At 63.8% G+C, this 18,921-nt stretch carries 19 protein-coding genes; 8 read left to right on the top strand and 11 right to left on the bottom strand.

All coding sequences use genetic code 11. The features are described from left to right. Positions 1-44: 44 nt before the first annotated feature. Positions 45-1,214 carry a hypothetical protein gene (locus ACFFGH_RS32625; protein WP_386676761.1) on the bottom strand — a complete coding sequence of 390 codons (1,170 nt, stop codon included), beginning with the start codon at positions 1,212-1,214 and terminating at the stop codon, positions 45-47. Between the two features lie 225 nt (positions 1,215-1,439). Here ACFFGH_RS32625 and ACFFGH_RS34555 point away from each other — a divergent pair, with 225 nt between their 5' ends. Together ACFFGH_RS34555 and ACFFGH_RS32620 are read left to right on the top strand one after the other, a co-directional pair. Further along, positions 1,440-1,787 (top strand): hypothetical protein, encoded by a 348-nt coding sequence (locus ACFFGH_RS34555; RefSeq protein WP_512700308.1) that lies wholly within the window; start codon positions 1,440-1,442, stop codon positions 1,785-1,787. Between the two features lie 461 nt (positions 1,788-2,248). Then, on the top strand, positions 2,249-3,259 hold the full coding sequence (locus ACFFGH_RS32620; RefSeq protein ID WP_386676760.1) for a hypothetical protein: 1,011 nt from the start codon (positions 2,249-2,251) through the stop codon (positions 3,257-3,259). Positions 3,260-3,283: 24 nt separating this feature from the next. On the opposite strand, the gene ACFFGH_RS32615 is transcribed toward ACFFGH_RS32620, so the two are convergent. The 4 genes from ACFFGH_RS32615 to ACFFGH_RS32600 all read right to left on the bottom strand — a co-directional run bounded on the left by ACFFGH_RS32615 (position 3,284) and on the right by ACFFGH_RS32600 (position 6,163). Then, a complete protein-coding gene (locus tag ACFFGH_RS32615; RefSeq protein ID WP_386676758.1) occupies positions 3,284-3,805 on the bottom strand; it encodes a hypothetical protein in 522 nt (173 codons plus the stop codon). A gap of 192 nt (positions 3,806-3,997) precedes the next feature. Next, a complete protein-coding gene (locus tag ACFFGH_RS32610; RefSeq protein WP_386676756.1) occupies positions 3,998-4,207 on the bottom strand; it encodes a hypothetical protein in 210 nt (69 codons plus the stop codon). A 208-nt stretch (positions 4,208-4,415) separates the two neighbouring features. After that, a complete protein-coding gene (locus ACFFGH_RS32605; RefSeq protein ID WP_386676754.1) occupies positions 4,416-5,837 on the bottom strand; it encodes a DUF2867 domain-containing protein in 1,422 nt (473 codons plus the stop codon). 5 nt (positions 5,838-5,842) lie between these two features. After that, positions 5,843-6,163: a metalloregulator ArsR/SmtB family transcription factor gene (locus tag ACFFGH_RS32600; protein WP_386676782.1), complete on the bottom strand. Its 321-nt coding sequence runs from the start codon at positions 6,161-6,163 to the stop codon at positions 5,843-5,845. An 841-nt stretch (positions 6,164-7,004) separates the two neighbouring features. Between ACFFGH_RS32600 and ACFFGH_RS32595 the strand changes: the two genes are divergently transcribed. Continuing rightward, complete coding sequence (locus ACFFGH_RS32595) at positions 7,005-8,354, top strand: amidohydrolase family protein (RefSeq protein WP_386676752.1); 1,350 nt, start codon at positions 7,005-7,007, stop codon at positions 8,352-8,354. A gap of 44 nt (positions 8,355-8,398) precedes the next feature. Further along, complete coding sequence (locus ACFFGH_RS32590) at positions 8,399-8,767, top strand: hypothetical protein (protein WP_386676750.1); 369 nt, start codon at positions 8,399-8,401, stop codon at positions 8,765-8,767. A 152-nt stretch (positions 8,768-8,919) separates the two neighbouring features. Here the strand turns inward: ACFFGH_RS32590 and ACFFGH_RS32585 are convergent, their stop codons facing one another. The 6 genes from ACFFGH_RS32585 to ACFFGH_RS32560 all read right to left on the bottom strand — a co-directional run bounded on the left by ACFFGH_RS32585 (position 8,920) and on the right by ACFFGH_RS32560 (position 13,559). Beyond that, complete coding sequence (locus tag ACFFGH_RS32585) at positions 8,920-9,246, bottom strand: hypothetical protein (protein ID WP_386676748.1); 327 nt, start codon at positions 9,244-9,246, stop codon at positions 8,920-8,922. Between the two features lie 31 nt (positions 9,247-9,277). Continuing rightward, positions 9,278-9,493, bottom strand: a complete 216-nt coding sequence (locus ACFFGH_RS32580) for a hypothetical protein (RefSeq protein WP_386676746.1) — start codon at positions 9,491-9,493, stop codon at positions 9,278-9,280. 445 nt (positions 9,494-9,938) lie between these two features. Beyond that, positions 9,939-10,523, bottom strand: a complete 585-nt coding sequence (locus tag ACFFGH_RS32575; protein ID WP_386676745.1) for a DUF7010 family protein — start codon at positions 10,521-10,523, stop codon at positions 9,939-9,941. Positions 10,524-10,613: 90 nt separating this feature from the next. Then, on the bottom strand, positions 10,614-10,772 hold the full coding sequence (locus tag ACFFGH_RS32570; protein ID WP_386676744.1) for a hypothetical protein: 159 nt from the start codon (positions 10,770-10,772) through the stop codon (positions 10,614-10,616). Between the two features lie 477 nt (positions 10,773-11,249). Further along, positions 11,250-12,119, bottom strand: coding sequence for a hypothetical protein (locus ACFFGH_RS32565; protein WP_386676743.1), 870 nt, complete (start codon positions 12,117-12,119; stop codon positions 11,250-11,252). A 144-nt stretch (positions 12,120-12,263) separates the two neighbouring features. Next, positions 12,264-13,559: a hypothetical protein gene (locus ACFFGH_RS32560; protein WP_386676741.1), complete on the bottom strand. Its 1,296-nt coding sequence runs from the start codon at positions 13,557-13,559 to the stop codon at positions 12,264-12,266. Between the two features lie 561 nt (positions 13,560-14,120). Here ACFFGH_RS32560 and ACFFGH_RS32555 point away from each other — a divergent pair. The 4 genes from ACFFGH_RS32555 (at position 14,121) to ACFFGH_RS32540 (ending at position 18,836) form a co-directional block, all read left to right on the top strand. Further along, on the top strand, positions 14,121-15,164 hold the full coding sequence (locus ACFFGH_RS32555; protein WP_386676739.1) for a type 1 glutamine amidotransferase domain-containing protein: 1,044 nt from the start codon (positions 14,121-14,123) through the stop codon (positions 15,162-15,164). A gap of 10 nt (positions 15,165-15,174) precedes the next feature. Beyond that, positions 15,175-15,876, top strand: a complete 702-nt coding sequence (locus tag ACFFGH_RS32550; protein ID WP_386676737.1) for a response regulator transcription factor — start codon at positions 15,175-15,177, stop codon at positions 15,874-15,876. Continuing rightward, positions 15,863-17,080 carry a sensor histidine kinase gene (locus ACFFGH_RS32545; protein ID WP_386676735.1) on the top strand — a complete coding sequence of 406 codons (1,218 nt, stop codon included), beginning with the start codon at positions 15,863-15,865 and terminating at the stop codon, positions 17,078-17,080. The genes ACFFGH_RS32550 and ACFFGH_RS32545 overlap by 14 nt, the downstream gene beginning before the upstream one ends. A 199-nt stretch (positions 17,081-17,279) precedes the next feature. After that, positions 17,280-18,836, top strand: a complete 1,557-nt coding sequence (locus tag ACFFGH_RS32540; RefSeq protein ID WP_386676734.1) for an amidohydrolase family protein — start codon at positions 17,280-17,282, stop codon at positions 18,834-18,836. Positions 18,837-18,921: the final 85 nt, after the last annotated feature.

Below are 18,921 nucleotides of genomic sequence, written 5' to 3'. Positions count from 1 at the left end.
CGCCGGGGTGAGCGGCGGCCGCGAGTCACTGCTGGTCAGCCGGGTTACGGCGCGTCCGGCCGGGTCAACTCGGGCAGTGCTGCGTCGAACCTAGCAGCCAGCGACAGCGAGGGCTGGATGTGGCCCTGCTTCTGTGCCGAGTCGGCAACGCTTGCGCCCCAGCTTGCGCTGCGCAGGCGCTGGGTCGGCGTGCCGTGGTGGCCGTCCGATGCGAAGCCGCAGTCGCCGACCTCGTAGAAGGACTTCTGCGAAGGCAGCAGCCGCTTGGCGTTGAGCGACAGGCCACGGCTGTGGGTGAGGTAGTACGTCGCGAACGCATCGGCCATCAGCTCCGTCCGGCGCGTCGCCTCGGCACCTGTGAGCGGCGAGTCGAAGAGGTTCTTCTTGAACTGCACCTGGTGGCCGAACTCGTGCGCAAGGATCGCGCGCGGGCCATTTTCGCCCAGGCCAACTGCCTGCATGCCCTGCATGATGCCGTCGCCCATCACGATCCGCTCCGGGATGCCCAGCGGCGCGTAGCCCGGGAACGCGAAAGCGTTGAACGTAAACAGCGGGTGCGCACCCTTCTGCAGCGCAGGGTCGGAGTGCACGACGGTGTACAGGAGCTCGGCAACAGCACGCGCAGTCGGGCCAGGTCCGTACAGGATCTCGGCGGCACGCTCGGTGCGCTCGATGCTGCTGAACACGTCTGCGCCGTGCATCGGGAGCATATCGAAGCTGCTGCTGTTGACGTCCCAGAACTTCTTCTGGTCACGGAAGTCATGCGTCAGCTTCAGGGTGAACTCGCCGTTTGCGCCATAGGTATTCGTTGCCGCGCTGTTGCCATAGACGAGCGCGTCATAGCTCGGAAGGTCGAGTCCGCCGAGAACCGACAGGATGTAGAGGCTGCCGAAATCGATCTTGTCGATCTCCGCATCCAGGTACTGGCCGAGTGCCGTGCCGCTGCACGCGTAATCGCCGGGGTTGAGTGCGTTATCCGCAAGCTCCGACCACTGCGTCGCGCCGACGATGCGATCGAGCGCTGCTGCCGCCTGAGACTTCTGCGGCAGTTGTGCGCGCAAGGCATCGGCCCGCGCCACCAGCTCCGGATACCGCGTCGACGAGGCTGCGGAAGCCGCTGGGGTGGCGGCAGCGGCATCAGCCGCCGCGCTGCCGAGGCCGATCGTGAGTGCGGCCGCGAGGCAGCTGCTGATAAGCGTGCGTTTCAACATCATCCGTGCTCCTAGAGACAATCCGTGGGGTAGTCAGGTCGCCTGTGACCGCAATGCGACGCCGGTCACGATCCTAGAGGGAGCGCCGGTCCGTGCGCCCCTGACGAAAGGCATGGGCGCCCAGTTCATGTTCTGGGCAAAGTACGAGGACCGATCACCCAGCGGTGACGGGAGGCGCACCGTCGCGGCGGGCCGCGCGTATCTGCGAACGCAGGGAGCAGCAGGCCAATCGCTCGGGCGCGTAGGCGACCAGCATCAGGGCGGATCCAGCTCGACGTCGTCGACGAGGAGATCGGCCGGCTGCGCCGGCAGTGGCGCACCGGGTCAGCGCCGTCACCACTGGACGGGCTGCTTGAGAACCCCGATGGGCAGGATCCGTTCAACCGGGTCCAGCTCGAAGCCGTGGTGCGCACCTGCCAGCGGGCCAAGTCGCTTTCCGCCGCCGGGCGTGAGCTCTTCTCCACATCGCGAACGCAGAAGGCAAGCACGAACGATGTGGACCTGCTCAGGAAGTACTTGGTCCGCTTCGGGCTGGAGTGGTCGGCGATCCGACAGGCCGGGGCGGAAGGAACCTAGGTCCCTTCCGCTGCAAAGCTGTCCGCCGCTAGGCCGTTCGTCCGTGCCCTAACAGCCGGATCCAGAGCCACCCGCAGTTCGTAGCCCCCCAGCGCGATGCGGTCAGTAGCGACGCTATCTGTCTGGGCAATCCGATCGTCGCGATCGGCTCCTTCCGCGCCCGGATGAACCGACGAGCGACAGGATCGCCGCAATGGCACGCCGGACCGGGATCCTTTGCGCGTTCTGATCGATCTCGCCGAACGACGTCGCCATCGGTCGTTAAAACCGGTTCGCACGGAAAGCAAGCCCCGTAGAGACAAGGGCGCTATCGGAGCAAGGAGCACAGACGCGGGCAACAAGCTCAAAAACAGCGAGACTAGGCGTCCGCAGGGTACGCCTGAACGACGGGTGCCTCCGCTGAAAACGATTCCGCACGGCTTCGCGGTTGAGTAAGCTCTACCGGAGCCAGTCACTGGGGGGTGACGATGCTGTCCCGTCTGAAGACCATGTGGGCCGGCGACAAGCCGGAGCCCACTCCCGTACGTGTGCAACGCCCACCCGTTGAGATGCGCTGGATAGCTGACGTCTCCTGGCCTATTCCGGATTGGCAGGCGATGGCTCAGGCGCAGCAGTCCGACTGGACCGAACGCACGCTCGACGACTACTGGACGGGAGGCGCATACCGGTGGCTGGAACAGATGGGGAGGCAGTGGGAGCCACACCTCCCCGTGTACGAGTCGGAGCATTTTCTATTGCTCTCGGGCGGGTCGCGACGCGAGTGCGAAGTCACCTTGGCATTCTGCGAGAGATCACGTCGACGAATTCTGCAGTTCCTGCCCGGCATCGCCTCGCGACAGGGGCATGGCAAGCACGTGCTGATCACATTCGGTGACCAAGACGACTACTACGACTACGTGTCGAACTATTACCCGTCAGGGGAGTTCGCCATGTCGAGTGGAATGTTCATCGATGCCGGTTACGGGCACTTCCTTACGCAGGAAGGCCTTCGTTATGAAGAGATCGAGCCGGTAATTGCGCACGAGCTGGCACACTGTTTGGTGCGCCATCTTCCGTTGCCGGCTTGGCTCAACGAAGGTATTGCGGTGAACACCGAGCATCACTTTTTCCCAGCCTTGGCCCATCCTCACGCCCAGCAATACTTCCCACATGAGATGACAGCTAAGCATGCGGCGTTCTGGAACCGAGACACGATTCAAGAGTTCTGGTCGGGAAAATCATTTGTTCGGCCTGACGACGGCTGCATGTTGTCGTATGACCTGGCCGCTAAGATCACGAAGCTTGCCGCGGGAGACTTCAACGCCTTTCGCCGGTTCGTTCTGCGCGCTGAAGGCGCAAACGCCGGCGCCGCCGCCGAGGGGGAGCTCGGGTTCCCGTTACGGAACCTAATCGAAGCTGTACTCGGCGAAGGCCCTTGGGACCCCAACCCCGAGACATGGCAGGAAGGCATCGAGCGCGGTCAGTTCGCCTAGACCAGTCGGCGCCTTCACAGGCGCTTAGGACCCGAGCGGAGCGAAGTCGGGGTCCGTGCCAACCGGCGCTTGCCACTGATCGAGGCTGTAGACCTTCGTGCCGTGACGGGTCCAGACGACCCGCAGCGCATGCCCGCGCTCGACGAACTGCGCGCAGCCCTCGACGACTTCATAGCGCGCGTCGAATGTCCTGGCAGGATATTGGCCCGCGGTGCAGCTGGAGCCTTCAGGCAGCAAGGTGATCGCCGCCAGACCGTTCCGGTTGTGGAGACGTAGCTGCTCGACGCTCTTGAGTGCGTCGACGATCTGTCGCGCGCCGGCTTGCAGCTCGGGCTCGGCAATCGCCGGCGACGTGGCTGCGTCTTTGATACCTTCGTCGGCAGCCATCGGCTCTGAGACGATGGCTGCCTCGAACGCGGGCGCTAGTGCGGTCTCGGCGACAGGCGGCGCTGCTTTCCTTGTGAGCTTGCGCGCAGCGTCGGAAGTGCTTGGGGAGGCGAGGCCGACTGCGAGAAGCAGGGCAGGGAGGAGGGCGGCGATGTCCATGGCATGGGTTATCGGCCGGTACCGGCAGAGATGCAGCTCCTCCTGCTGGATCCCGCTTCGATGTCCCGCTGCCTGCACTCGCAGCTGCGGGGCCCGCCGTCGGAAGCGGACCTCGGCCGGTCGGTGCCGTCAGGCTGGTCAGCCGCGACTGCAACCGCGACGAACCGGCACGATCGCGCGCAGCTAATCGGCCTACGCAGGGGCGGCGACTAGCCGCATCATCAGCGCGCCCAGGATCAGCGCGGTGCCCACGATCGTGGCGTAATGCCATGGATAGCGCTGGCTTGGATCTGCCTTGTAGCCCGCCCCATGGAAGTAGCTCAGTGCGAACCCGATAAAACCGAAGCCCGAGAGCAGGTCGGCCAATTCGCCGGTCTCGGTAAACCCGTAGAGGCGGTACACGCCGAAAAGTCCTAGGAGGACGGCGAGGGGAAGAGCGAACTTGCTGCGGGGTCTGCCCATCGCGTCTGCATCCCGATCATGTAAAGCCCCGCGATGCGCCGGGCCTTTGGAAAGTATGCATGGGCCTGACGTATGAAAGCGTTCGAACAGACGGATGGAACGCATCCACAGGTGAATTCACACGGCGCCTGGCGGCGCACTACAACGATCAACGCAAAGACGCAGCAGCAACGCGCCCTCGCAACTGCGTACCGGGGCTGAGTTCAGGTGCCATGGCGTGATCGACTGCCATGCGCAGCATGGTCGGGCCGACGTACCGCCGATGCACGGCGTCGATGGCGGCCATGTAGAACCGCCCAAAAGCGTTGCGTGTTTGCACCCGGGTTCCAAGACTCACGCGGGCCGATCCATCCGGGTCGATGAAGACGGCAACGCAGGACCGGAAGATCAGATGGCGGTCATGGGCACCGAGCAGGACCTGCGCTCCCTTGCCTGACGGCTCGATTGCCTGATCCAGGACCGGGAAGCGTCCGGCGAACAGCGAGCGGCGATCGGTCGACAGCAAGGACGAGACGGGGCAGCCCAAAGGCGAGGTCCGCAGCTTCAGCGGTGCGACCGCGAGGTTACGCAGTGCCATTAGTCGGCCGACGCCCGCTGGCGGGTTGTCCAGGACGCCCTCGAGCACGCGCGACAACAGCTCGGTGGCTGACAGAGTGCCGACCGCATCAGGCGGCAGCCGCACTTCGACGCAGTCGTCGTGAGCAATGTCCTGCGCCACAGCGCGCTCGAGCATTGAGCCAGGCGGTTGCTGATGCAATGCGCGCACGACCCGGCTTGATTCGAGCCGCCCAATGAAACCACCGACGGATCGCAGGCTGCCCATCCACGCCCTCATTCCACCGACAAGCTCCCGCGTGACCGCACACGCTCGCTGCGCGGCAGACAAGGGAGCTGCATGCAGCGAGAGAGCTACGCTCGGCACGCTCGCAAGGTCGGTCGTGTCGAGCAGTTGCTGCACGGCCGGAGGCAGCACGGTCGTGAGTACCGGAATGCTCGCCGCATTCGCCTCTACTTGCTCGCGCTCCAGCGTGCTCAATGCGCCGCCGAGTTCATTGGTGTGGCATGAAAGCGCGAACAGTGCAGGGTGGGTGGGGCGCAGGGGCACGAACTGGTGCCAGGTCCCGCCACCGAAGCGGACAGTGAAGAGGCAGTCGGGTGGAATCTCGACCAGTCGCAGTGCAGCGACGAAGGTAGCGGCGTCGCGTTCGACATCGTCATCCGACGCCGTCGAGAATCGCAGTTGCGCGCCGGCGCTGCCCGAGATCGCGGTGAAGGTTCTTGGGGTCCCGTGCCGGTGAAACGGGTGACCACCCGGTCCCACGGCAAAGGTGTAGAGCGAAGAGGCATCCCCATGCTCCAGGTGCATGCCGCCTATCCGCGTTGACGGCTCGTCGAGTGCATCGACGAAGTGCACATGGGCGGCCTGGCGGCTGCCGGCGTCCTGTACGAGCCGGTCGCCCGCACCGATGCCGAGCTGGGAGATCAGTGACACCTCCACCGGCGCTCCGCCGTGGGCGGACGCCAGGCTAATGGAAGGAAAGGACTGAACCGAACGGGTCGCGATGGCCATGGGGATCAGTCCACCCGCTTGGTGCGGGCTTTGGCGCGGCTCTCGCGCTTCAGTGGCCCGGCCACGGGGCAGACCTCGGCAGCCCAGGCGAACAGGGTGTTCGTCAGTCGCTCCGGGACCTGGCGGAAGTAGACGTACTGCCCGCGCTTCTCGCGTTCGATCAGTCCGGCGTCCTCCAGGATCCGCAGGTGACTCGACAGGGCCGGCTTGCTGAAGTCGAACCGTTCCCCGATCTCCCCGGCGGTGAGCTCGCCTGCGCTGAGGTAGGCGAGGATCTGTCGGCGGGCAGTAGATGCGAGTGCTTCGAAAACACGATCCATGGCAATAGTTAACTAAGTCGTTAACTGCATACTACCGCGCGTGGGTCCCGTGTCAACAGCACCAAACCTGGGAGCTGCCTCGGGTGAAAGCCACGCCGCGTTTGTTCGACCCTAGGCCAGCTCGCTGATGTTGATCAGCAGGTGTCCGCTTCCGACCTATTCCGTTGAAAAACTCTGGTGGCTCCCAGAAGACCTGCGATAGAGGCACTTCCTGAGCTAATTTCGTCCAAATATCTGTTAGAACTGAACTCTCGTGGCTCACTTTTCAGCGGGCCTCCGCGCGAACCAAGTTTTTCAACGGAATAGGCCAGGAGCGGACGCCGAGCGGCGCGCGATAGGCACGCGACTCGAGCGCGTCATGCGGTGAACCCGTGCGCTAGTACGCTGGAGCAGGCGGCGTCTTAAAACTGGCGGAAGCGGCTGACGCCGCCGGGGCTGCCAGGCTTCCGCGGACAGCCATCCGGGGCGCGCCTATCCGACAGGAGAGGGGTGCCCCGGACGCCATACCTCATCGGCCGACTCGTCGATGACGTCCTTGTCCCTGTCGGTAGGGGCTGGCGTCCGGGGCGAGGCCAGAGTGGCGACTAACTAAGCCGGTGACTGTCAGCGGCATCCAGTCGGGAGCGTAAGGAAACTCTGAATGCGTGCGCTGGATCTGTGCACCGCGGTTTAGCCACTGCGGACGCCGTTTCACACCGTCGTGCCAGATCCGGCCGGGGCGCCTGCTCACGGCCCAGCCGGGGATATGATCGACTTCTACCTTTAGCGCCAGCGGTCCTAGTTGGCTAGGCTAAAGGGGGGTCAACGCGACGAGCGGTCTGATCCGACGCAATACACGAGGATTCAAATGCAACCGGTAAACCGGATCAGCTGCGCGGCACTCGCTCTTGCCTGCGGACTGGGCTTCGCGCTTTCGCCATCGAGCGCCCAAGCCAGGGACGTTCTGATTGTTCGCGCCGGAAACCTGTTCGACAGCAAGGATGGCGTGATGCGAGGCAGCCATGACCTGCTGATTGAAGACGGTCGGGTAGTGCAGGTCGCTCGCAAGATTGATGCGCCCCCGAATGCGCGTGTTGTCGATCTGTCGCAGTACGCAGTGCTTCCTGGTTTGATCGATGCACACGCCCATCTGCTGATGGAGCATCCCGGCAATGAAGGTGCTGGGGAGACAGGCATCCGGGAAGTGGTGCGTGAGGGTGATGCGTTGCGGGCCCTGCGGGGTGCTGCCCGCGCACGCAGCTACCTCGAGGAGGGGTTTACCTCGGTCCGCGACTTGGGCAATAGCGGGCGTTTCGCGGACGTCGCCTTGCGACGCGCAATCAGTGAAGGCGTTCTCCCTGGCCCGCGTCTTTACGTTTCCGGTCCTGGGCTCGCGCCGCACGGCGGTCAACTGGATGGCATCGGCCCCGGTCATGGTGACATCGCCGCGCACGAGTACCGCGAAGTCGCCGGCGCCGACGACGCGCGGTCAGCGGTTCGCGAGGGAGCGGTACAGGGTGTCGACCAGATCAAGCTCTACGCGAATGCATCACCGAACCCGACCTCGCTGACCGTGGCTGAAATGCGGGCGGCCGTTGAAGAAGCATCAGGCATGGGGCTGACGGTCACTGCGCACGCGACGAGCGATCGGGCGATTGGTGCAGCCTTGGATGCCGGGGTTCGGACGATCGAGCACGGCCGTGGCGCGAGCGCCGCGACCTTGGCACGGATGAAGCGCGAGGACGCAACCTTCGTCGCGACCGAGTGGAGCAGAGGACTGATCGATCTTCAGCTCGCGCAACTGCCAGAGTCGCAACGGCCGCCCGCATCTCGGATTGAAGGTCTCATTGCTGAAAGCAGCGGCCGTATCGCTGCAGCGCGATCTGCCGGCGTAGAGATCGCGTTTGGGTCAGACGTTTATGTGGACTTCGGCGTCCCGCGTGGCGAGGCGGCGCGTCTCGCGCTGGACTCGTTCGTGGAAGCTGGAATGAGCCCTGCTCAAGCGCTGCGATCTGCCACGTTTGTTGCCGGCCGGACCGTGAAGGGGGCTGACGTCGGAGAGCTAAAACCTGGTGCGCGGGCGGATCTGATAGCCGTTGAGGGTGATCCAACCAAGACGCTATCCACGCTCGCCGATCTCAGGTGCGTAATCATCGACGGGCAAATCCGATCCGTACCGGGCGCAACGTGCAGCCCGCAGACACCGGGTGCACGTTAACGGTTCGACGAACCCGCAACTTCTCCCCGATGGAACCCACCCAAGTGACAGACATCGTCTGCAACTGCCCGATTTGCTCGTCCGCGCTGACACCCATCCAAGTCGCCCCTTGCTTCGACTGCGGGCACGCTCAGAGGGAGCTAGAGGACTGGGCGCACGGCAAGCATGAGTATCGCGTCTACCGCATCTGGGGACAGGACATCGTGTTATGTGACTTCTGCGACGCAGACTTCGGTTCGTACTTCCCAGACTATTGGGGTCTGCCCGAGGGGCCGCTTCCTGACTACCCGTTAGACCTCGTAAGCATTGTCGAAAATCCTCAACTGAGTCAGGACGGGTACTGCAATCAATGCCAGCACAGGCTGGCGTTCCTGCGCTTCAGGCAGCAGGCGATTGACCACAATTCCGCCTGACAACAGCCGGATGAGGATGTACCGCTCGCCTAGTACCGAATGGGCGAGCCCTAGGAGCGCTACGAGGATTGCTGCGCCGTATAGCATTCTTCCCTGAGCCCTGTAACACCCAAGTTAACCCGGACCGCGGAGGTTTCGGCCCGCACGAATTGTTAACTTTCTGCAGTGAGCTCTAAAGAAATCGCGGAGCAGAAGACCTCTCTGTAGCCCGCATTGGTTTCAATACGCAGCAGATGGTGTCCGCCCGCCTGCGGCTCGCTGGTAGCCCTAAGGATAGTCGGAGCACCGGCGAAAGGTTCCTCGTACTCTTTGTACCCGAAAGCGTTCAGGAGCCGGATGGTCGCGAGTTCGAACTGATTGGCCTCCCAGTCCATCGGGTACTCCACCCGAAGCTCAATTTCGGAAGCCTCCGGCAGCACGAGAACGGACTGAATGACGCAGTCGTGCCAATGCACCTGTTCGCATGCGAGCAGCTTCATACGGCTAACTACTGGGAGCCGCAGGGCGCGCTTAGTGGCGCCACTCCGCGGGGGCGGCGAGACTGCAATATTCGGCAGGAGCCGTCCAGACGATAGGCCGCAATCGATCCTCCGTTTTGGATGCCTCCTCGGGCCCGAACCACAGCGCCACATGTTCTTCAGGCACATCGTCCTCGCCTTCTAGCGCAACGACCACAGCCACCCTGTCGCCTATTACGACAATATCACCGCGCTTGAGCTGAAACATTTGTCCCTCCTTTGGTGCCTAGCACCTGAGTTAACCCGCCGCGAAGCGGCGTCGGCTTGGGCGAATAGTTAGTCCTAAAGCCCGGGTATGGCGCGAACATGGTGCCCTTGCTTTGAATACACGTGGACCTCATGAGCTCCCGGCGCATACGCGCAGCGAGGCGGATGGCCGAATACCGTGGCGAACGCAACCACTACGCTGACTTGGCCATTTGTGTTTTCCCGGGCCGAGAAGCTGCATTGCGTTCTTTCCCGTGCGCAGCGGTCTTTAAGGCGAGCTCTTGCCGCGTCCAAAGCCGTCAGAACATGGGAACAATACTGCTTGGTGGACACGTCCTTCTCAAAGCACACCGGAGCCGCCGGCGCAGAGCTCCTGGCGCACCCGATGAGGCAAGCTGCCGACAATGCGACTACGACGAGCGTACCCATCCGGCGTAACACCTGAGTTAAGTCGAACTGCCAAGCGGTTGAGGATTCGGCGAATTGTTAGCGCGCACCCACTTGCGGTGAAGGATGATGCCCGCCATTGCAAATACCAGCTCGATTGCGGCACCTGCCGTCACGACGGCTACCGCTGAGACGGACAGTGCAGCCAGCGCAAATCCGGCAGCCGCGAGCGCCAAACCCAGCGCCCAGTAAAGCTGCATGCCGTAGAGCGTGGCGAATACGAGATAGCGCCCGCCAATGATGAGCAGCAGGGCGTTGAAGAACCAAGCCGGATTGCGCAGCCCCAGTGCGTAGGCCAACGGTAGACTAAATACGAGCCAGAACGTGCTGGCTCCTGCGAGTTGCCCGAACGGGTTCCCTTTGGTATGGGCGGCCGAAGCGCCCATGAGACGGCAGATCAGCACGCCGATCGGATGAATAAGGGCGCCGCCGATGAGCAACGCCCAGATCGCCCGCTGCGGGGAAGCAAAAGCGGCAACACCGGTTGCGACCGACCACGCCAGTGCGGAGGCCAGAATGCCCGCGGCGCCGCTGTAGTAGGCACGGCGCATGTCGTTCTGCGCCGCGGTTACCGCCATCTCCATCTTCCACGCCTCCGTGCTCAGGCTGTTCGCCCTAACACCCGAGTTGAGCCGTGCCGCGAAATGACGTCGGCTTGCGTGAGTTGTTAGGTGTCATCGACACGACGACTCAAGCAGATCGTAGCCTTTCAGCCCGGCTGCCAGGTAATGAGCGGCGGCTGCCTCGATGGAGGTATGCCAAGGGCCCGGCCAACCCGACAGCCGCGTGCCCTCCGCGAGATTTTCCGCCTCACGGGCCAGCAGGTCTTCCACCGGGACCCGCATCGGCTCCAGGATTGCGGACGGGAGCTGCGGGTATACGAACTGATGAGCGAGCACTCCCCGGAACACCAGCCGGAACTCGCTTTGTCCTGAGCCAGTGCTTGGTGCACATACAAGCACTAGCTCCGCGGAGCGCGAGTCCATCGGGTACGCGACGACCTTACTGTCATGAACGCCCGGGAACTCCTTGTGGCTCCTAACAACTCGGTCGATGTCCGCTTCGGGTCGGAAGCGGACCTGGGCTGATCAGCACGGGCATGCTGGCCAGGGGCGGCCGGGACAGCAAAGCATCAGGATCGGCACACGCACTGCAGCCATTCACTACGCCGGCGGCTAAAACCTAAGGGTCGACCCATGCAGTCAGCGAGGCAGTGAGCAGTCGGATGCTCCAACGCCGGTCAGTTCGCCGCGGACCCCGTGAGGTCCGCTTCGAACTCTCCTTGGACTGGTAGTGCCGGAACTGGCTCGCTAAATGTTGATCCGCAGATCGCCCGAGAGTGCCGGCTCGGCTGCCCCCTTGTCCGTCGCACACCGCCCCTCGAAAGACGCATGCAAGCCCAGGAGCTTGCCGGTGCTGTCGTAGCGCACCTTCCTGACCTTCAGAGTGCCTGTGCCCATGCCTTCAGCCTCGCACTTGCTGATGAAGTCTAGGTCTGACGTTACATCGCGCTCCCAGAGTTGCAGGCCTGCCTTGGTCCCCGAAGGCTCAGCCGTTGTCTGGTAGGTGCCGACCTTGAACTTCTGCCCCGTAGGCGCGTGGGCCCGGATGATGTAGCTGTTGTACGGGACAGAAGCCTCGTACTCGAACTCAGACCCGTTGCCCGTCAGTTTGAAAAAGCTCGTGTCGCCATGGAAGTTGTCGCTGATGGCGCCCCATTTAGAGTCCGCGCTGCTGCGCACCGTGATGTACATGGGGTATGCATTCCAACGCACCGTACCCAGAAATCCCTTTGGCCCAGACTCACCCGGGGACATCTGGTAGACCACTTCCAGCGAGGTCAATTCGCCCGCCGCCCCGCGCGTGAGCTGCCGGACAGTAAACCAGCCCCTGATGCCTCGTCCTCGAAACAGGCAGGCAGGGTTGTCTAGCGTGATTTCGATGCGGGCGAGGCGGCCATGCGTGCAGGCTGCCTCCGGGTAGATGCCAGGCCCCAGCACCTGACCTTCAGGCACGCGCATGTAGGTCCGGTGCCAGTTGCTCCACTGGTCCGTCGCGGTGATGCCAATGCCCTTGTCATCGGCGCCGACGCGCAGATTCAGCGTTTCCGCTTCCATCATGTGCGGCTTGCCGGCGTCCAGATCCATCAGCTCGTAAAACATCTTGGGGTTTGCAGCCATGGCCGGCAGTGAGGGCAACGCGAGAGCGAACGCAACGGCCGACGCGAGCCGCGAGAGGGACCTTTCCATACTTGCTCCAGTTCTTTGGGAGGGGCCGGGGCCTGCGGTGTGAAGACCCCTTGCCGGGCTGTCACATCGCACTGATCAGTAAACGGCCGTGTACCCGCACGGTTTCGCCGAGAGCCTGCCGGCCGATACGTCGTCATCCGGTTCGCCGCTGACCCCTGCAAGCCAGCCAAGCTGCTCCATGTATGCGTTGGAGTTGCTGGACCCATAAGGCACAAGCGGATCGCTGACGATCAGGGATTTGGCCTCGGCCATCAGTGTTCCGACTGTCTTGCGAGCCGGGTAGATCACCGTCTTGGGATCAAGTCCGTGGCGGACGTTGAGCGCCGCAAGCGCCAGTGATCTGGAGAGGGTATGGCTCAGGTTGTCCCAGGTCCCGCCGTCGGTGAACCATTGCAGAAGCTGTTCGGTGTTGACGGGCTTGAAGCGCAGGCCATTGGAGCTAACCAAGGGTAGCGAGCGAAGTGAGGCGATGTCCGAAGAGTCGATCAGTGCCGCGCCATCGTCCAACCAGTAGTCGATGCCGCGCCCGGCAGGAACGGTGCAGTAGGCGCCTGTCGCGACCAGCGTGGTTTTCGCCGAACGTATGGGGATGTCCGGCGAAAGCAGGTCGTTTGCCTGCTTGCCGTTAACGAGGGCCGCAGACTCATACCAGTTGCCTTCCTTCTGGCCAGTGACATTGAAACCATAGGTTCCAGGGAGTAATCTGTAGATCGCTGTCCCGTCCAGACCCGTCCTCCCCGTGCTGTGCATGTGCGGCGCATTCATTCGCACGTACCAGTGCGGCATTTCCACCTCGCCGACGTCGTACTCGCCGTTGGCATTGGCGTCGTAGAACCGGAAAATTTCAACGGCACCCACGCCGATCTTGTCGACGCGCAGCTGGGCGTTGACGGTCACGCTCCTGGACGGAACGAAGCCGCGGGTTCCGCAGTCACGGTTGCGACCGCAGACCTTTTCGTAGTCCTGGACCCGCGTCACGGAGACTTTCAGCAGCTGGTTGCTGGTCGGCTCGTGCGTGTGCGGCAACAGGGGCAGGGTGGCGCTGCCACACGCCGTGGCGGCCCCGCCATACGAACGGGGATCCAAGATCCGGCCGTTGTGCACCTCGAAGCGGCGGTTGCCCAGAGTCTGGGTCGACACCAATGCCTTCGTGTGGGAGTCCGTGACCTGGAAGTAGTAGCTACCGTCTTTCAGCAGTTTGCTATTGCACTCGGGGGCCTGAATCGGCCCGGCTGCCAGGTACAGGGCACCATTTTGCGCCCGCGTGTTTCCGACCTTGATGGGCCAACCCTGCACCGAAGTGGTGTAGACCGTGCCGGTTGCGCAATCAGAAGCCAAAGCCTGACCGAGGCCAAGCAGGAGCACAGACACTGCCGTCCCGCGCCATCCGGGCGTCGAGAATCGCTTAGACATAAGGAGCCCTCTGTCGCCCCCGCATCCTGCCCAATGCAGTACCGCATAGATGGGACCACGTTGATCCACACGCGTATCGATGCCTTTCACGGACACCGATATGAACTCATTTTTCGAAGCTCATCAGTGCAACATCAGACGGCCTAAAGGCTGCTGTGGCCTTGTGCAAAAAACGTTGCTGCATTGAAACCCTTGCGTTCCGACGAGGTGCCTTTGCCGTCGTCGTGGAGACCACTGGAGCTGCGAAGACGAGCCAGTCGGCGACCTGGGCCAGCGGCCCGGCCGCCTCCTGGGAGTTCCTTCCGCTGGACTGCGGGAGAAGCGTGCGTAGCACTCGGGATGGTCGCGGGCACCGGTCAGCGAGACCGGTTCGCCATTATTTGTCAGGTCCGCTTCCGGCCAGGAGCGGACATCGACGGACAAGCCGAAAGGAACCAGGCCGGAGATCACGCAACGACCTGATATTGGCTTTACAGAGCCGTCCTACCGTTGCGCTATCGACAACGGTAAGGATGGGACATGGGCAAGCGAACGACGCGGGTAGTGGGTGGGCTGGTCGTCTCCGTACTGCTGCTGGGCTGCCTGGGAACCGGCTACGTCCACAGCCTGGACCTGGACAGCCAGCGCCTTGCCGACCCGACGGCGACCCCGAACGATCTGCAGATGCTCAGGGGTGGACGCCCGGCTTCGCGCGGACGCATCCTCGCGGTCGTGACCAGCACCGCGAAGGCGGGCGAGATCGCAGCGGGTCTGGAGCTCACCGAACTCTCCCGGGCGTACTACACATTCATCGCCAACGGCTTCGAGGTCGAGATCGCGAGCCCGAAAGGAGGCCGCCCGCCGGTGCGGATGGACGACGAGCTCATCGACGTCGACTATGCGTTCCTCAACGACGCGAACGCCCAGAAGCGTCTTTCAAACACGCTTCCCCTCGACGGCGTCGATGCCTCCCGGTATGCGGCGGTGTACTTCGTCGGTGGAAAAGGCGCCATGTTCGACTTTCCGCGCAATCCGGCGGTGCAGCGTATCGTCGCAGCGGTTTACGACGCGGGCGGCGTCATCGGCGCGGTGTGCCATGGGCCGGCCGCACTGGTAAACGTGAGGCTTAGCAGCGGCCGGAAACTGCTGGCCGGCAAGCGCGTCACCGGCTTCACGAACGAGGAAGAGCTCTTCCTCATCGAGAATGCGCGGGAAGTATTCCCGTTCCTGCTCGAAGAGGCCCTTACGGCCCAGGCAGGCGCATTCAGTGAAGGCCCCAAGTATTTGGAAAACACGGTCGTTGACGGCCGACTGGTGACCGGGCAGAACCCGTGGTCGACCTGGTCGGTGGCCGAAGGCATGGTACGGGCTCTGGGACACGAGCCGGTGCTGCGCGAACAGACGCGGGAGGAGAAAGGAGTCGCCGTGCTCGCGGCGTTTCATCGCGACGGCGCGGAAGCCGCAGCGAAGGTCCGCGACCGTCTCGGCGGCACCGACAAGCGACTGGTCCTGATGCATGCCGTGGTCGCGGTCATGGAAGGCCGTCTCGGCGAAGCCTATCGTCTGCAGCGCCTCGCTCATTGATCATCCCGCCATGACCCTCAGTCCCGCGCCCGTTCGAGTCCTGCTGGTGGAAGACGACCTGGACGTCGCCGCCGGCCTCGGGGCGTTTCTCGAGCCGCGCGGTGTGAGCGTCGACTTCGCCTACACCGCGCGCGAGGCACGCAGCCTCGTATCGCATGCGACCTTCGACGTGCTCGTGCTCGACGTGCAACTGCCGGACGGCAACGGAGTCGCCCTGTGCCGGGAACTGAAGGACCGAGGGCTGCGTTCCCCGGTTCTCTTCCTGACCGCTCGCGGCGCACTGGAGGACAAGCTGCGCGGCTTCGACGCGGGCGGCATCGACTACATGGTCAAGCCGTTCGCGCCCACCGAGCTCCTCGCCAGGATCAAGGCACTGGCGCACCACATCCCCGCGGCCGGTGGCTTCGCGATCCGGGCAGGCGACTTCAGTCTCGACCCGCAGGCAGCACTGGTGACAGGCCCCGGCGGCGCGCTCGCACTCAACGCCACGGCCGTGCTCGTCCTGCGTCGGCTCATGGAGGCCAGCCCGGGAGCCGTGGCGCGCGAAGACCTCAATGCGCTGCTGTGGGGCGATACCCCGCCCGCGAGTGATCCGCTGCGGATGCACATCTACGAGCTGCGCCAGGGCCTCGCCGGCGCGTTCGGCTCGCCGCTCATCGAGACCGTCCGCGGCTTCGGCTACCGCTTCGGTGCAGGCCATGTCGGCGCGTAGCCTCAAGTCGCTCCTGATTCGCCAGTGGATGCTGTTCGCGACCTGCATTGCGGTGCTGTTCGCCTCGGCGGGCCTGCTTCTGCTCTTCCTTCTGGAAGACAGCTTCATCGATCGCCAGCTCAAGGCCGCGGCACGCTCGGTCGCAGCCGCGGCGCCCGCCATGACGCGGCTGCCTCCGGAGTTCTCCGTGTATCCCGCGTCCCGCGTGCCGCTCGACATCCATGCGCAGCTTCCGTTCGCCCAGGTCGGCAGACCGTTCGAGATGCGCCGTGCCGATCGCCGCTACGTGCATGTCCTGCTCGTCGATACACCGACCAGAGGACGCCTGGCCGTGGTGTATGACGTCACCGACCAGCTCACGGTCACTCCGCGGCTTGGAACCGGGCTGTTGATCGTCCTCGGGCTTACAGCCCTGACATTGCTCGCCGCGGCCGTCCTTGCGCGGGCGTTTGTCGGTCGACTGGCCCGTCGGGCCGAGCACCTTGTCGAGGACGTACGCCGTACGCCTCACCCCGGGCATCTGCGTGAGCTGTCGGAGGCGCAAGAGATCCTCGAGTTCCAGCGCCTTCTTGGCCTGCATGCCGATGTCTGGGAGGCGCAGTTGACCGCCGTGGAGAGCGAACGCCAGACGCTGGCCTACCTCGGCCACGAATTGCGCACGCCGCTGCAGTCCGCACAGACCAGCCTTGCGCTGCTTGCCGAGCAGCGCGACGACTGCGCCGCGTTCGAGCGCCTCCAGCGCGCGCTTGCGCGGCTGACACGCGCAAGCCGCGCCGCGCTCTGGCTGGCCACCGACCGCGCCCCTGATCTCTCGACCACGACAGCGCTGCTGCCTCTGGTTCGCCGGCTGGCGAACGAGCTCGCACCTCTCGCTGCACAGACAGGGCAGGTCATCGACGTGGACATGTCCTCCTCGCTCGCAACCGGCGGCCCGGATGAGATCGCTGAAACAATCGTCGCGAACGTACTGCTCAACGCCATCCAGCATGGCGGCGCCGGGCCGGTCGTGATCCACGGCGATGCAGGCGAACTCACGATCACCAATGTGCGACGCCACGACGCGGAGCGGGGCGGTTTCGGCTTCGGCCTGCAGATCGTTCGCCGCCTCGGGCAGCGGATCGGATGGTCGATCGATGTCGTGCAGGCCGACGGCTCAATGACCGTGCGGATCCTCCTCGACCCACCCACAGGGCGTCCACCTTGAAAGCCGGCTAAGACCGTTGTCGTCGACCGAGCGTTACCTCGATGGCGGCCGCTCGGGCCTCATCGGATGGGACGAATGAAGAGACCTGCACCTTGCATGGCAGGCGTTGATGCAGCGCGCGCCCGAGTGCAGCGCCGACGCACGGCCGCAGCCGCACACCCGAACCAGCCTGCACCTATTGCACCAGGATGATTGCGTCATGATCAAAAAGCTCTTCGCGATACTCGCGGCGCTTGGCATCGCTTTGGCGATCGCACTGACGGCTCTGCTCAACTGGCCGTTGCCCGACACGCCGCGGCCCGGCGTCAGCGGTGATTTCCTGATCACGAATGTCGCCGTGATCGATGTGCGGAACGACCAGGTCGTGACAGGGCGTGATGTCGTTGTCCGCGACGGTCGCATTGATTCCATCGGCACGAGCACACCCGCAAGTGGGAAAAGCGGTCTCGTCGTTGTGGATGGCACCGGCAAGTTCCTGGCCCCGGGCCTGTGGGACATGCATGTCCATTCACTGAAGATTTCACCGCAGTACACCCATCCGCTGTTCATTGCCAACGGTGTTACCGGCGTGCGTGAAATGTGGGGCTGCACACCCCTGCCGGACAGTTTTTCTGCCTGCGGCGAAGACATTGAACGCTGGCGCAAGGGACTGGGTGATCACAGTGTCCTCGCGCCCCGATATATCCAGCGCAGCAGTCATCAGATGAACGGGTTATCCCCTTCCGCACCTGCATTCTTCAAGGCGCGAAACGCGGACGAAGCCGGAGCGCTGGTGGCGCATCATGCCGCCGATGGTGCCGATCTGCTGAAAACTTACGACCAACTCTCGATGGCAGGATACGAGGCACTGGCAGCGGAAGCGCCAAAGCACGGGCTCTTGCTGGCGGGGCATCTCCCCGTACGGATTTCGCTCGAACAAGCAATCGCTGCGGGCCAGCACAGCATCGAGCACGCGGGCCTTTTCCTGCGCGTATGCAAACGAGACGCTGCGGCGATCCGCGCGTTGCAGGATCCCACGGCCGCCTACCAACTCGGCGTGCCGGCTCGGCTCATCGACGAGCATGATCCCAAGCGCTGCGCCGAGCTCATGGGGGCGATGGCGGCATCCAACACCTGGTGGACGCCGACCCTGGTGGCGCTACGCGTGCGCGCGCTCGCCGGCAACCGTGAGTTTCGTGAAGATCCGCGCCGGCGGTACGTCCCGTTCATCGTCATGCAAACCTTGTGGGAAATGGATGCTGATCGGACGGCGGATCGGACGGCGAAAGCTGCGCGGGAATCCGGTCGCGAAGTGCACACGGAGTTGTATCGACTGATGCTGGCCAACGTGGGCCAGGCCCACGCGGCTGGCGTCAAGATAGTGGCTGGAACCGATGCCCCAGAAACCTACGTATTCCCGGGGTTTGCCATCCACGACGAGCTTGCCGAACTCGTCCGCGCCGGTCTTTCGCCTGCAGACGCGCTGCGAAGCGCAACCATTGACGCGGCGCGTTTCACCGGCCAGACCCGGGACTACGGTGCGATCGAAGTGGGGAAGGTCGCCGACATGATCCTGCTCGACGCCAACCCACTCGCCGATATCCGTAACACCGGGAAAATTGCGGGTCTGTTCTTCAACGGGCAATACCTTGATCGCGCCGCGTTGGACGGACTACTGGCGTTTGCAGAGCAGCAGGCCGGCAGCGTTCGCGCCAACCTGCAACTGCTGTGGGGTGCGCTGAGAAGCCCGGTGTTACAGGGGCAGATTGCCGACTAGCTTTGGCGGCATGAGAAGGCGGACAGCCCCATCGTGTGGCGGAACGGGCTGCCCTCAACGCGGACGCTGTCCAGCGCGCCGCCTG

The sequence above is a fragment of the Lysobacter korlensis genome, assembly GCF_042434515.1.
The sequence above is the reverse complement of the archived record's forward strand: the minus strand, read 5'-3'. Positions and strand labels throughout refer to the sequence as shown.